Here is a 13,787-nt window from a genome sequence, read left to right as displayed (position 1 = left end):
CGACAGTTTTCTACTGCTCGGAAAGCTTCATTTCAGGATCGTACTCCTTGCCCTCGACTTCCTTGACCACCGCCTGGCCGCATTGCATTTCGCCGGTTGCCGCATTGAAGGCGTAGGTCGGCGAGCCATAGAGCGTCCAGCCCTTGTTGAGGCTGGCGGAGATCTTGTGGCAGAAGGAGGCGTCGTCCGGACCGGACAGGAAGCGGTAGAGTTTCATCGGGTCGTCTTTCGTTCTGCAATCAGGCGGGCTTTATGAACCAGTCCCTGCGCCTGGACAAGATGGAGCCTTTCGACCATTCGACCACCAAGATTGACGACATTGAGCCCCTCCGACGCAGGATCGGCAAAAGCTGCGATAATCGCTTCCGCTTCGGTGATGGCCTCGCCATTGGGCCCGAAACAATAATTGGCACATTCGATCTGGTTCGGATGGATCAGCATCTTGCCGTCAAAGCCCATGGCACGTCCCTGGGAACACTCGCTCTCCAGAGAGCCCATATCCTTGAAATCATTAAAAACGCTATCAATCGCATCCAGCCCGTAGGCGCGAACCGCCAGCACCACCTGCATCAGCCATGGGACGAGATAGGTTCGCCCCGGTTGCGGCAGCACACCCGTTTCCTTGCGCAGATCGTTCAGTCCGACGACGAAGCAATCGAGCCTGGAGCCTGCCGTGCGCCCGGCCTCGGCAATCGCTGCAGCATTGAGGATACCGCGCGGCGTTTCAATCATTGCCCAGATGCGTAAATTTTCCGGCGCATCGGCGTCTGCTAGCCTGTCGCTGATGGCCATGATATCCTGCGGTTCATCGACCTTGGGCAACAGGATGGCGTCTGGTTCCAGCTCAAGAACAAGATCCAGGTCGGCATTCCCGAAGCTTGAAGACAGGGCATTGACACGGATGATCCGCTCCTTGGCCGTAAGTGCAGGCCCGGAAAAGAATGCCTTCAGATTATCCCGCGCTTCCGTTTTCCTTTCGACGGCAACGGAATCCTCAAGGTCGAAGATGATAGCGTCGCAATCAAGCTTATGGGTCTTTTCCAATGCACGTCGATTGACCGCAGGCACGCTGAGCACCGAGCGGCGTAGGCGAATGGAACGGGGCGGGGCGGATCTGCTCATTAAATCAGTTCTGCCAATCTTTCGAACATCAGGCAAGACAACAAAAAGCCATGCTCCTCTTGCAGATGAGAAGATCTAGGACCACATTGCACTGCAGAGAAAGGTCTCGATCATGCAGAATGTCCGCTCGTTGTTTCTTGCCCTTGCCGGCATCACCGTCTTTGCCGCCCTGGCACTGTTTACGGTTTCCCTGACGCTTGCCGTCGGCGGCATCCTGACCGTTTGTATGGTCGGGCGAGCCCTGTCGACACGCATGAAGCCAGCTCCGGTGCGCGCAAAGGCAGATCGCCAGCGCGAGATGCACATCTGGAACGACGGTCGCGGCACCATCATCGATCTCTAATGTCGTGATCAGGTAGCATTGTTGCTACCTCCTCAGACAATCGTGCGCGCAATCGCCAGATTGCGGAGCTGACGTCCGACGATCGGGCAATTCCCAAGATTCTCCTTCATTTCTGGCGGGATTTGCTCTATTGGCAGGACAATTCGTTTGATTGAGCGAAATCGAAGGCAGGACTCCATGGATAAGTTCGTAAAATTAACCGGCGTTGCAGCGCCTCTTCCGGTCGTCAATGTCGACACTGACATGATCATTCCGAAGGATTACCTGAAGACCATCAAGCGCACCGGTCTCGGTACGGGATTGTTTGCAGAGGCCCGATACAACGAGGACGGCACGCCCAACCCAGATTTCATCCTGAACAAGCCTGCCTATCAGAACGCCAAGATCCTGGTCGCAGGCGACAACTTCGGCTGTGGCTCGTCGCGCGAACATGCCCCTTGGGCATTGCTCGATTTCGGCATCCGCTGCGTGATTTCCACCAGCTTTGCCGACATCTTCTACAACAACTGCTTCAAGAACGGCATCCTACCGATCAAGGTCTCCCCGCAAGACCTCGACAAGCTGATGGACGACGCCTCGCGCGGCTCCAACGCAATTCTGACCGTCGATCTCGAGAATATGGAAATTACCGGCCCCGACGGTGGCTCGATCACCTTCGATCTCGATGCCTTCAAGCGGCATTGCCTGCTGAACGGCCTCGACGATATCGGCCTGACGCTTGAAAAGGCCGCAGCAATCGACAGCTTCGAGAAATCAAACGCGGTCTCGCATCCCTGGGCCTGATAAAGCTCACGATCTTTAAAGTTTCGAGCCGGGCCGATGAGCCCGGCTTTTCTTTTGCCCCAATTTCAGGTCCGCTCTGAAGCTAAGCTCACTGTAATAAGCCCGACAAGAATGGGGATCATACAGCGCCTGCGGATCAATTCCCCTCCGCAGCGTTTACAATTTCCAACCGGAGCATTTTCATGACCTCCCTCCCGATCCTCGGCGCCGCCATGACGCTCGACGACCTTGAAATCCATCGCAACTGGCTGCTCGACAAGCAGCGAGACCTGGAGTTGCAGAGCTTCGTCGATGCAGACATCCTAAACGGCGACTGGGCGCCGCTTGCCGAGCGCGCGCGCAGTCTCCTCGATGGGCACAATGGCCGGCTTGGCATTCATGGCCCGTTCTGGGGTTTTGTCATCGCCTCTCAGGATCCGGAGATTCGCGCGGTCGTCAAGAAGCGCCTCTCCCAGGCCCTCGACGTCTGCGCTGACATCGGTGCGACGCAGATGGTGATCCACAGCCCTTACACCACCTGGTCCTACAACAACCTCGACAACAACAAGGGTGAGCGCGAGAAAATCATCGCCTATACCCACCAGACGCTCGACGATGCCGTCAAGCGGGCCGAGGATATCGGCCTTACGATGGTCATTGAAAATATCGAGGACATCGATCCGCATATTCGCGTCTCACTGGCCAACAGCTTCAATTCTCCCGCTGTCGCCGTTTCGATCGATACCGGTCATGCGCATTATGCACATGGATCAACAGGCGCTCCGCCGGTCGACTATTACGTGCACGCCGCCGGCAATCGCCTTCAGCATGTTCACCTCCAGGATGCCGACGGTTATGCCGACCGCCACTGGAGCCTCGGAGAAGGCACGATCCGCTGGCACTCGGTCTTTTCGGCCATCGCCAAGCTCGACAGCAACCCGCGGCTGATCATCGAGATTAAGGACAAATCGAAGATCCCGGCATCCGCCGCCTTCATCGCCTCGCTCGGCCTTGGCGAATAAGTTCGGCTTTAGAAAGCACGACCGGCAATCACGGAGATCGCCGGTTGGAGAGAAATTGAGCCATCGGCAGTTCCCAGCCGTACCGTTTTGGCCGGAACCTCGCTTGAAATGACCGCGTTGCGGGTCTAAGAACCCGCAACTTGTTTCTATTGCAGAGGCTTTCTTATGACAGTGCGCAATCTCTTCCTCCTGCCAGGCGATGGCATCGGCCCTGAAGCCATGGGCGAAGTCCGCAAGATCATCGCCTATATGAACGAGACGAAAAATGCCGGTTTCGCCACGGATGAAGGCCTTGTCGGCGGCTGCGCCTATGATGCGCACGGCGCTTCGATTTCCGAGGCGGATATGGCCAAGGCGATGGCCGCAGACGCCGTTCTTTTCGGCGCCGTCGGCGGCCCGAAGTGGGATACGGTTCCCTATGAGGTCCGCCCCGAAGCTGGTCTCCTGCGCCTGCGCAAGGACATGCAGCTCTTCGCAAACCTTCGCCCGGCCATCTGCTATCCGGCACTTTCCGCTGCTTCCTCGCTGAAGCCGGAACTGGTCGAGGGTCTCGATATCCTCATCGTCCGCGAGTTGACCGGCGGCGTCTATTTCGGCGAGCCTAAGGAGATCATCGACCTCGGCAACGGCCAGAAGCGCGGCATCGATACGCAGGTCTACGACACCTATGAGATCGAACGCATCGCAGGCGTCGCCTTCGAGCTGGCCCGCACCCGCGACAACCGCGTCTGCTCGATGGAGAAGCGCAACGTCATGAAATCCGGCGTGCTCTGGAACCAGGTCGTCACCGAGACGCACAAGGCAAAATATTCCGACGTGCAGCTCGAGCATATGCTGGCTGACGCCGGCGGCATGCAGCTCGTTCGCCAGCCGAAGCAGTTCGACGTCATCGTGACAGACAATCTTTTCGGCGACATGCTCTCCGATGTTGCCGCCATGCTGACGGGTTCGCTCGGCATGCTGCCATCTGCCTCGCTCGGCGCACCCGATGCCAAGACCGGCAAGCGCAAGGCGCTTTACGAGCCGGTCCATGGGTCGGCACCCGACATTGCCGGCAAGGGCATCGCCAATCCGATCGCCATGATCGCCTCCTTTGCGATGTGCCTGCGCTATTCCTTCAATATGGTCACGGAAGCCGATGCGCTTGAAAAAGCGATCGCCAACGTTCTCGACAGCGGCATTCGCACCTCCGACATCATGTCGGAAGGCAGCCGGGCCGTCGGAACCAAGGAAATGGGCGAGGCGATCCTTGCAGAATTCAGAACACTTTCCGCCTGATATTTCACGTGAAACAATGACCGCTGCCTTTTCCTTCGAAAGGGCGGCGGCTTGCCGTTGAACTCGCGACTGTAGCGCCTATTTCCTGGCGATGAACACAGAAATCGCCAGACCCAAAAGCCCCGTTAGACGAAAAACACTCTGGCTAAACCTGTCGCGCCGCTACGCCGTGCGCACCCATCTTCATCGCCCAATCGCCTGGCTTGGCTATACACTCGCCTCGATCAATATCGTTGCTATTGCCCTGCTTGTTTTCGACGCGCCGCTGGGCGCAGCGGCAAAGAACCTGTCCCCACAATTGATATGGTTCGCCAGCCGGATTACCAATATCGGCCTGCTCGTCTGCGTGCTCGCCGTAATCTGCGCGCTGCCGATCATCGGTCTGCTGTTGGCGCAGCGGCTTCCTGTCGCCCAGCGTCGATTTCGCATCGCCGCTCTCGCCCGCATGACTGCTTACCTCGCCGCATCAGTGCTTTCGGCCAGCCTAGCCGTGCACATTTTGAAATATGCAATCGGCCGAGCCCGCCCACCTCTCTTCGATGCGGTTGGAATTTTCCACTTCGAGCCATTCGACGGAGGCTTCATGCTTGAAAGTTTCCCGTCGGCCCATGCAACCCATATTGGCGCGCTTTTTTCCGCTCTTGCTCTGCTTTTTCCGCGCTTTCGGCTGCTTTTCGCAGGCCTCGGCCTCTGGCTCGGCGTGACCAGGATCATCGTCGGCGTTCACTATCCAAGCGACGTCGCTGCCGGATTGGCACTCGGCATATGGTTCGCCTTTGCCACAGCGGTGATCTTTGCCCGTTTCGGTCTGGTATTTTCGCCGACGCCGAACGGCTTGCCAACACCTCGAACAACCCTCACAAATCCGTAACAAAATTGTTGCAGGCTAGTGCCTGAGCGGCATACAGACCAGCCGGTATCGAGGTGGACCATCATGCGGGCAATTCTGACGTCTCTTGACCGGCGCTGGCGGCGGAGACAAGCCGGCTTTCCTCCACTACCCTGGCAGACATACCTGTTCATCACAGCCAACATCGTGCTGCTATCGGCGCTTCTACTGGATCAGCCGGTCGGCGCCGGCATGAAACATATGGCTCCTCCGATCCACTTCCTCGGCAGAATGCTCACCGATTTCGGCGAATCCGGCTGGATCATTGTTGTCAGCGCGTTTCTTTGCATCGAGGGATGGGTCGGAAGCCGACTATTGAAGTCGTGTCGCTGCCGCTACCAGGCAGCCATCGCGAGCCGGATCGGCGGCTTTTTCCTTGTCTCGATTGTCCTGTCCGGCCTGGTCGCCAATAGTCTGAAGCGCATCATCGGCCGCGCCAGGCCTGTTCATTTCGACGACTGGGGCATCCTTGGCTTTTCGCCCTTTTCAAACAGCGCCGCCTTCCAAAGCTTTCCTTCCGGGCACGCGACAACCATCGGCGCCTTCTTCGCCGCGCTCATATTCCTCTTCCCGCGTTACCGTATCATCTTTGCGATTTGCGCTATCTGGCTTGCGGCGACCCGAGTGATGGTCGGCGCCCATTATCCGAGCGACGTGGTTGCCGGTCTTGCCCTTGGCGCCTGGTTTTCCTTCATGACGGCCATTGTCTATTCGCGCTATGGGCTGCTTTTCAAGACGGACGAGAACGGCTGGCCGATACCTCGACGGCCGATACTGCGCAAATGAAAACCGGCGCGATCAGGCGCCGGCTCTCCTTGTCAGCAATAACGAAGCATCTCAGCTCATCGTATTGATATCGCGATCCTTTGTTTCCGGCAGGAAAATCAGGCCGATCACCAATGTGATGCCGGCGAAGATGATCGGATACCAGAGACCGTAGTAGATATCGCCCTTGGCGGCACTAAGCGCGAAGGCCATAGCCGGGAGCAGGCCGCCGAACCAACCGTTGCCGATATGATAGGGAAGCGACATGCCGCTGTAGCGAATACGGGTCGGGAACAATTCGACCAGCAATGCGGCGATCGGCCCGTAGACCATTGTCACGTAGAGAACGAGGATCGTCAGGATGGCGATCGTTCCGATCCAGTTCACCGCCGCGGGATCGGCGACCATGGAAAAGGCGCCGCCCTTTGCGATCGAATAGACCGGCATGTCGGTCAATCCATTCGTCTCGTCCTTGGTCATCAGCTTGTCGGCGACAAGCTTGTCGACCGGAACCACGGTCTTGTCTCCAGCGCGCACGGCCTGCGCGTTGAGGCTCAGCTCGGGATTGGCGGCAATGAAGGCATCAAGCTTGGCATCCGGCACCTTGGTGGCGCCGCGAACCAGCGGGTATCCACCGTCGTGCAGCGCGACATTGACGCCCTTTTCGAAGGCGCTATTCAGCGATTTTGCCTTGTCGCCGGCGGCAACGACATCGTAGCTCGGCACTATCTCATTGCCGATCTTGACCGTTGCAGGCGTACCGGCCGGAGCAGGCACGATGTCGTAGGGCACCGAATTCTTGGTCAGGAACGCAGTGGCCACGTCGCAGGAACTGGTAAACTTCGTTGTGCCGGTTGGATTGAACTGGAACCTGCAGTCGGCAGGATCGGCGGCAACCGTAGCGCGGACCGTCGCCTGGGCCTGGGCAAGCGCCGGATTGGCGGTCCAGGTCATCGCCTTGAACAGCGGGAAGTAGGTAACCATCGCCAACAACAGGCCAGCCATGATGATCGGTTTGCGGCCAATCTTGTCCGACAGCCAGCCGAACACCAAGAAGAAGCCGGTTCCGATGAGGAGCGCGACCGCAACCATGATATTGGCCGACTGGAATTCGACTTTCAGCACGTTCTGCAGGAAGAAAAGCGCATAGAACTGGCCGCAATACCAGACGACTGCCTGTCCCATGGTGGCGCCAAAGAGAGCGATCAATGCAATCTTCGCGTTCTTCCACTGGCCAAAGGCCTCGGTCAACGGTGCCTTTGAACCCTTTCCCTCAGCCTTCATCCGCTGGAATGCCGGCGATTCGTTCATTTTCAGACGGATCCACACGGACACCCCAAGCAGAATGAACGAAACCAGGAAGGGTACGCGCCAGCCCCAGACCGAAAAGGCGTCCTTGCCGAGCATCGCCTGCACGATCAGGACGACCACCAGCGACAGAAATAGCCCTAGCGTCGCGGTGGTCTGGATCCAGGATGTGAAATAGCCGCGACGGCCCTTCGGCGCATGCTCGGCGACATAGGTTGCGGCACCACCATATTCGCCGCCGAGCGCCAGGCCCTGAAGCAGACGGAGCGCGATCAGAATGATCGGCGCCATAATGCCGATGGTGGCGGCGCCCGGCAAAAGACCAACCAGGAAGGTCGAAAGACCCATGATCGTGATCGTGACCAGGAAGGTATATTTTCGACCGACCAGATCGCCGAGGCGACCGAAGACCAACGCGCCGAACGGCCGCACGAGAAAACCTGCCGCAAAGGCAAGCAGTGCGAAGATGTTGCGGGTCGTCTCGGGATACTGGGTGAAGAATGTCGCTCCGATATAGGTTACGAGCGACCCGTAGAGATAGAAATCGTACCATTCGAAAACGGTTCCGAGCGAGGAGGCGAAGATGACCTTCTTCTCCTCTGAAGTCATCGGGCTGGCCTTCGGCCCGCCGACGGCTGTAACATTTGCCATTGATCTGTCCTCCAACAGAATTGAACAAGCGCGACAGAACCAATTCTCCTCCGGTCCGACGCACCTGTTGCGAGTGTGACAGAAATGAACAGCTGGACGAGGCATGCTTTGGGATTATGACTTTAGTCTAAGGAGTGGCCACCTGGCCCGGCTCAGAGCTGGCCTGAAAGGTCGTGATCGCAGGTCGGCTGAAGGTTGCCAACCACTCGCCACCTCCATATATCTGCAAACAAGGCTTGCTGCCGCCTATCCTCGGGGAAATCGCCTGAGGAAGCGCGCAACCTGCCAACGCGGCGTACTGCCAAAGTGACGTGAAAAGATGGCACCTGCCAAAGAATTGAACCTGAGCGAACGACAGATGGGCTTGATCGCCCGCGCGCTCGCCGAGCCGCGCCGTTTGCAGATATTGAAGGAAATCGGCGCCTTCCCGTCGCCCATGCCATGCAGCATGGTGACGCAGTCGCATCCCGTCAGCGCCGCGACGATCTCCCATCACATGAAGGAACTTGAGACCGCCGGCCTCATCGACATCGTGCGCGAAGGAAAGTTTGCCAATCTCGTCCTCAACCGCGACGTTCTCTGCGCCTACATGGCGGAACTTTCGAAAATCTGACTTTATTTGATCTGGCTCGTCGGCCCTCTTGTGTCAGTTAGATGATTACCTAAATATCGAAGTGACGGGATGGCTCCCGAACAAGTTTCGGGTGGCTTCGCGTTTTCTAGTTCGATATTTGCCTAACTGTCTAATCATCATCCGATAGGGGATAAGCATGAGCAAACTCTCAGGAAAAGTAGCTGTTGTAACCGGAGCATCGAAGGGCATCGGCGCGGGCATTGCCAAGGCACTTGCCGAGGCGGGCGCATCCGTTGTCGTCAACTATGCCTCAAGTCGCCAGGGTGCCGACAAGGTCGTCGGCGATATCCTTGCCAAGGGCGGCAAGGCAATCAGCGCACATGGCGACGTTTCAAAGGCCGACGATGTAAAGCGGCTCTTCGCCGAGACCAAAGCCGCCTTCGGTCCGGTCGATATTCTGGTAAACAATGCGGGCGTCTACCAGTTCGCCCCGATCGAGGAAGTGACGGAGGCGGAATTCCATCGGGAATTCAACATCAACGTCCTTGGCGTGTTCTTGGCGACGCAGGAAGCAGTAAAGCATTTCGGGCCGGAAGGCGGAAGCATTATCAACATCTCCTCCACCGCGACCAGTCTCGACCTGCCGACGGCATCGCTCTACACCGCGACCAAGTCAGCGGTCGATTCGATTACTCGCGTTCTTGCCAAGGAACTCGGTCCCCGCAACATCAGGGTGAATACCATCGCGCCGGGTGGCGTCGAAACCGAGGGCCTGCACACGCTCGGCATCATTGGCAGCGACTTTGAAAAGCAGATGGTTGCCCAGACCCCGCTGGGGCGTCTTGGTCAGCCTGGCGACATTGCACCGATCGCTGTGTTTCTTGCCTCGGCAGATTCCGGCTGGCTGACTGGCGAAACGCTCAGCGTTTCGGGCGGTATGCGATAACAGAAACGCCGCCTCCCTCCTTCACGGAAGGGAGGCGGCATACTGCCGACAGCACAATGCCTTGACTCTTTGCCAAAACATTTTAATAGCTGCGACGGAAAAGGAAGACGTCCAATGGTTCGTTTCGAACGGATTGCACTGTGCGATCACCTGGCATCAGCTGCCGGGCCGGATTTCTGTTTTCCGGTTTCTTCCAAAACCAAGGCCAAAACGACGACGAAAACCGTCTGACGTCTCTGGCCTGCCGCTCTCTCCCCGGCCCGGCTGGGGACAGGAGCCGCCAGCATGCGGCTCCCCCTCACCGGACAGAGGAGAGATGAGAAAGAGAGCTTGAGAAATGGGTTTCAAAGTTGCAGTTGCGGGAGCAACCGGTAATGTCGGCCGGGAAATGCTCAATATCCTGTCCGAACGCGGATTTCCCGCCGATGAGGTCGTCGCGCTAGCGTCTGCCCGTTCGCAGGGCACGGAAGTGTCATACGGCGATCGGACGTTGAAGGTCTCCAACCTGGAGAACTACAACTTCTCCGACACCGATATCTGCCTGATGTCTGCCGGCGGCGAAGTTTCAAAGAAGTGGTCGCCGAAGATCGGCCAGCAGGGATGCGTCGTCATCGATAACTCCTCTGCCTGGCGTTACGATCAGGACGTGCCGCTGATCGTGCCGGAGGTCAACGCGGACGCGATCACGCAGTTTACCCGCCGCAACATCATCGCAAATCCGAATTGCTCGACGGCCCAGCTCGTCGTTGCGCTGAAGCCGTTGCATGATTTTGCCAAGATCAAGCGGGTCGTCGTTTCGACCTACCAGTCGGTCTCCGGCGCTGGCAAGGACGGCATGGACGAACTGTTCAACCAAACGCGCGCCGTCTTCGTCGCCGATCCGCTCGAAAACAAGAAGTTCCCGAAGCGCATCGCCTTCAACGTCATTCCGCACATCGACGTCTTCATGGAAGACGGCTACACCAAGGAAGAATGGAAGGTTCTGGCCGAAACGAAGAAGATCCTCGATCCGAAGATCAAGGTCACCTGCACGGCCGTCCGCGTTCCAGTTTTCATCGGTCATTCGGAATCGGTCAACATCGAGTTCGAAAACGAGATCAGCGCCGATCAGGCCCGCGACATCCTGCGCGAGGCTCCCGGCTGCATCGTCATCGACAAGCACGAGAACGGCGGCTACATGACGCCTTATGAATCGGCTGGCGAAGACGCGACGTTCATCTCGCGCATTCGCGAAGATGCGACCGTTGAAAATGGTCTCAACATCTGGGTCGTATCGGACAACCTGCGCAAGGGTGCAGCACTCAATGCCATCCAGATTGCCGAACTGCTGATCAACCGTGGACTGATCAAGCCGCGCAAGCAGGCAGCCTAACGACCCGCTAATACGGTTTATAAACCATTACCAGTTAAAAACCCCGCTGTTTCGATCTCGAAAGGCGGGGTTTTCTATGACAGCCGCTGCAGAAGCGCATCATCTGAAGCGTTAACGCAAGATCGCAGCAACCTGATGATGACAGAATCGTCCCGCGCTGGCATGGTCGGCACGAATGACAAAAACTTGGGGATACGAAATGCGCATGACAAAGTCTGGATGGGCCGCTCTCATGGGTGCGCTACTGATGACGATGCCCGTTGCGGCAAACGCCGCCCAATGCGGCAATGGCCCGGCCGGCTTTCCGGCCTGGGTGCCGCAATTCAAACAGGAGGCCGAAGGTCGCGGCGTCAGCCGTTCGGTGCTCGACCGCGCTTTTGCCGATGTCCACTACAATCAGCCCACCATTCGTGCCGACCGGGGCCAGAAGAGCTTCAAGCTCTCCTTCGACGAATTCATGCGCAAGCGCGGCGGCCAGACGGTCATCTCCCGCGGCAAGGGCATGAAACAGGCAAATGCCGCGCTCTTTGCCAGCATCGAGCGCCGCTTTGGCGTTCCCGCCGGCCCGCTGATCGCGATCTGGGGCATGGAAACAGGGTTCGGCAGCTATATGGGCAACGAGCACACCATGTCTGCGGTCTCGACGCTTGCCTATGACTGCCGCCGCACCGACTATTTCACGGATCAGCTTTACGCCGCACTGCAGCTGATCGGCGAAGGCAATCTCAACCCATCGGCCCATGGTGCCGCGCATGGGGAAATTGGCCAGACGCAGTTCCTTCCGCGCAATGTCGTAAACTATGGCGTCGATGGTGACGGCAATGGTCACATCGATCTTGTCGGATCGCGCGCCGACGCGCTTGCATCGACGGCAAACTTTCTGCGCGGTCACGGCTGGAAACCGGGAGCAGGCTATCAGCCCGGACAGCCGAATTTCGCGGCCATCGCCGGCTGGAATGCAGCCGAAGTCTATCAGCAATCGATCGCCTATATCGGCCAGCAGATCGACGGCAAGTAAGCGCGACATCGAAAAGGGCTCTGCGCAAAGCGCCGAGCCCGGTCGCATTTCAATCTGTGAAGAGCCTAGACTTCCGGACGGGTGAAATCGCCGGTCGTTGCGTCCATAACCCACAATTCCCCGGTCGAGATATCGAACCAGGCGCCGTGCAGCGCCAATTCTCCGCTTTCCTCGAGCGTCCCGATATCGGGGAAGCTGCGCAGGTTATTGAGCGAGTTGCGGATTGAGATCCGCTCGAGAGCCGTCTGCCGCTCGGCAACCGTCATGACGTCGTTGTTCTGGATCTGCTCGGTCGCAGGTTTCAGCAGTCCCATCCATTTGCCGATGAAATCACCTTCCGATAGGGGCTCGGAGGTGGTGTCGAGGGCTGCCCGTATGCCGCCGCAGCGACCGTGGCCCATCACCACGATGTCGCGAACCTTGAGCACCTTGACGCCGAATTCCAGCGCCGCCGATGTGGCGTGAAACTGTCCGTCGGGCTCGTGCGGGGGCACCATGTTGGCAACGTTACGGATAACGAATAGCTCACCCGGCCCGGCGTCGAATATCGTTTCCGGTGCGGAGCGCGAGTCGGAACAGGCAATCACCAGCGTCGTCGGCTTTTGGCCGTCCTCCGCAAGGCTGCGGTAGCGGTCACGCTCATCGATGTAGCGGCCGCTCATGAAGTTGCGGTAGCCGTTCAAAAGTGATGATGGAAAACGTTGCATTCTCTTGGATTACAATGCGTGCGAACCAAGATCAACTGCTGCACCGCAAAATGAGCGTTATCTCTGACGACGTTGCGAGGGATGCATGAGGCGGCGCATCTGCACCATCGCCATGGGCGTCGACAGGCTCGAGGCGTCGGCGGCGAGCGTCAGTTCATCACTACCGCGCTTCACCGCCCGTGCGAGCACCTCGTAGACACTGGCGGTCGCCAGTTGCAGCGCCCGCTCCTCATCAAGGCCGCAGAGCAGGCGTGACAGGAATATCGCCGACAACAGATCGCCAAGACCATTTGGCGCATTGTCGATCGAGCGATGTTCCGCCAGCAGCGCGTTGCGTCCGCTGAGATAAAGATTGCCGGTCCCGCCCGCCATCATCGGCACGGCCGAAGTGACCAGCATGCGCGAAGGCCCAAGCGCAAGGGCAGCCTCCATGACCGCATTGTTGTCGTCGAGCGGCGCGCCGGATAGCCAGGCAAGCTCATATCGGTTGGGGGTGGCAAGCGAAGCCAGCGGAATAAGATGGTCGCGGATAGCCTCCGCCATCGGCTCAGGCACATAGAGGCCGCCCAGGTCGCCGATGACAGGATCGCAGGCATAAAACAGATCGGGGTCCCTTTCGCGAAGTGCTGCAACCAGCCGGGCGACCGAGCGCACCTGCGCGACATTGCCAAAATAGCCCGACAACACCGCCTTCACCTCCGAGAGCCAGGGCGCCGCGATGAGATCATCGATCGCCCGGTCGAAGTCGGCCTCGTTGAAAGTCAGCCTCGTCGATTTGCCATGACCCGGATGCCAGGGTAGGACCACCGTCGGGAGTGCCCAGACCGGATGGCCCAATGTCTCCAGTGCAAAGACGGCGGCCCGGTTGCCGACGGATCCCCGGACCACGTGGCTGGAAATGACGATCACGGCCCCCGCTGCAATTTCCGACATGATGCTCGCCTTCACGATTTCGATTGCGCTGTTGATGATATTTTTGCTGCCCTGCTGTCAACCGCCCTTCACACAGCCATGAAAGATCTAGTCAATG

Annotated in this window: 15 protein-coding genes; 10 read left to right on the top strand and 5 right to left on the bottom strand. The window is 58.3% G+C overall.

Going from position 1 to position 13,787, the window contains the following annotated elements:
- Positions 1 to 10: 10 nt before the first annotated feature.
- Positions 11 to 217 carry a DUF1737 domain-containing protein gene (locus AB4Z52_RS04665; protein ID WP_442216746.1) on the bottom strand — a complete coding sequence of 69 codons (207 nt, stop codon included), beginning with the start codon at positions 215 to 217 and terminating at the stop codon, positions 11 to 13.
- Complete coding sequence (locus AB4Z52_RS04660; RefSeq protein ID WP_442216745.1) at positions 214 to 1,122, bottom strand: HpcH/HpaI aldolase/citrate lyase family protein; 909 nt, start codon at positions 1,120 to 1,122, stop codon at positions 214 to 216. Before AB4Z52_RS04660 ends, AB4Z52_RS04665 begins: the two co-directional genes overlap by 4 nt.
- A gap of 112 nt (positions 1,123 to 1,234) precedes the next feature.
- On the opposite strand from AB4Z52_RS04660, the gene AB4Z52_RS04655 reads away from it, so the two are divergent.
- The 6 genes from AB4Z52_RS04655 to lpxE all read left to right on the top strand — a co-directional run bounded on the left by AB4Z52_RS04655 (position 1,235) and on the right by lpxE (position 6,202).
- Positions 1,235 to 1,465, top strand: coding sequence for a hypothetical protein (locus tag AB4Z52_RS04655; RefSeq protein WP_442216744.1), 231 nt, complete (start codon positions 1,235 to 1,237; stop codon positions 1,463 to 1,465).
- 177 nt (positions 1,466 to 1,642) lie between these two features.
- The gene (gene leuD / locus AB4Z52_RS04650) at positions 1,643 to 2,248 is read left to right on the top strand and encodes a 3-isopropylmalate dehydratase small subunit (protein ID WP_442216743.1); all 606 of its coding nucleotides are present in this window, start codon (positions 1,643 to 1,645) and stop codon (positions 2,246 to 2,248) included.
- A gap of 182 nt (positions 2,249 to 2,430) precedes the next feature.
- Complete coding sequence (locus AB4Z52_RS04645) at positions 2,431 to 3,249, top strand: sugar phosphate isomerase/epimerase family protein (RefSeq protein ID WP_442216742.1); 819 nt, start codon at positions 2,431 to 2,433, stop codon at positions 3,247 to 3,249.
- 165 nt (positions 3,250 to 3,414) lie between these two features.
- Positions 3,415 to 4,527, top strand: coding sequence for a 3-isopropylmalate dehydrogenase (gene leuB, locus AB4Z52_RS04640; RefSeq protein WP_442216741.1), 1,113 nt, complete (start codon positions 3,415 to 3,417; stop codon positions 4,525 to 4,527).
- A gap of 91 nt (positions 4,528 to 4,618) precedes the next feature.
- The gene (locus tag AB4Z52_RS04635; protein ID WP_442216740.1) at positions 4,619 to 5,398 is read left to right on the top strand and encodes a phosphatase PAP2 family protein; all 780 of its coding nucleotides are present in this window, start codon (positions 4,619 to 4,621) and stop codon (positions 5,396 to 5,398) included.
- A 63-nt stretch (positions 5,399 to 5,461) separates the two neighbouring features.
- Complete coding sequence (lpxE, locus tag AB4Z52_RS04630; RefSeq protein ID WP_442216739.1) at positions 5,462 to 6,202, top strand: lipid A 1-phosphatase LpxE; 741 nt, start codon at positions 5,462 to 5,464, stop codon at positions 6,200 to 6,202.
- 51 nt (positions 6,203 to 6,253) lie between these two features.
- Here the strand turns inward: lpxE and AB4Z52_RS04625 are convergent, their stop codons facing one another.
- Positions 6,254 to 8,140 carry an MFS transporter gene (locus tag AB4Z52_RS04625; RefSeq protein WP_442216738.1) on the bottom strand — a complete coding sequence of 629 codons (1,887 nt, stop codon included), beginning with the start codon at positions 8,138 to 8,140 and terminating at the stop codon, positions 6,254 to 6,256.
- Between the two features lie 319 nt (positions 8,141 to 8,459).
- On the opposite strand from AB4Z52_RS04625, the gene AB4Z52_RS04620 reads away from it, so the two are divergent.
- The 4 genes from AB4Z52_RS04620 (at position 8,460) to AB4Z52_RS04605 (ending at position 12,050) form a co-directional block, all read left to right on the top strand.
- Positions 8,460 to 8,753, top strand: coding sequence for a winged helix-turn-helix domain-containing protein (locus tag AB4Z52_RS04620; protein WP_442216737.1), 294 nt, complete (start codon positions 8,460 to 8,462; stop codon positions 8,751 to 8,753).
- A gap of 157 nt (positions 8,754 to 8,910) precedes the next feature.
- A complete protein-coding gene (locus AB4Z52_RS04615; RefSeq protein ID WP_442216736.1) occupies positions 8,911 to 9,660 on the top strand; it encodes a glucose 1-dehydrogenase in 750 nt (249 codons plus the stop codon).
- 337 nt (positions 9,661 to 9,997) lie between these two features.
- Positions 9,998 to 11,032, top strand: coding sequence for an aspartate-semialdehyde dehydrogenase (locus tag AB4Z52_RS04610; RefSeq protein ID WP_442216735.1), 1,035 nt, complete (start codon positions 9,998 to 10,000; stop codon positions 11,030 to 11,032).
- 199 nt (positions 11,033 to 11,231) lie between these two features.
- Positions 11,232 to 12,050 carry a lytic murein transglycosylase gene (locus AB4Z52_RS04605; protein ID WP_442216734.1) on the top strand — a complete coding sequence of 273 codons (819 nt, stop codon included), beginning with the start codon at positions 11,232 to 11,234 and terminating at the stop codon, positions 12,048 to 12,050.
- A gap of 65 nt (positions 12,051 to 12,115) precedes the next feature.
- Here AB4Z52_RS04605 and AB4Z52_RS04600 read toward each other — a convergent pair whose 3' ends face one another.
- Together AB4Z52_RS04600 and pdxY are read right to left on the bottom strand one after the other, a co-directional pair.
- A complete protein-coding gene (locus AB4Z52_RS04600) occupies positions 12,116 to 12,757 on the bottom strand; it encodes a carbonic anhydrase (RefSeq protein WP_442216733.1) in 642 nt (213 codons plus the stop codon).
- 57 nt (positions 12,758 to 12,814) lie between these two features.
- Positions 12,815 to 13,690, bottom strand: coding sequence for a pyridoxal kinase PdxY (gene pdxY, locus AB4Z52_RS04595; protein ID WP_442216732.1), 876 nt, complete (start codon positions 13,688 to 13,690; stop codon positions 12,815 to 12,817).
- Positions 13,691 to 13,787 lie beyond the last annotated feature (97 nt).

The organism is Rhizobium sp. 2YAF20 (genome assembly GCF_052114685.1).
Classification (GTDB): Bacteria; Pseudomonadota; Alphaproteobacteria; order Rhizobiales; family Rhizobiaceae; genus Rhizobium.
This window is presented reverse-complemented; position numbering and strand designations above follow the sequence as displayed.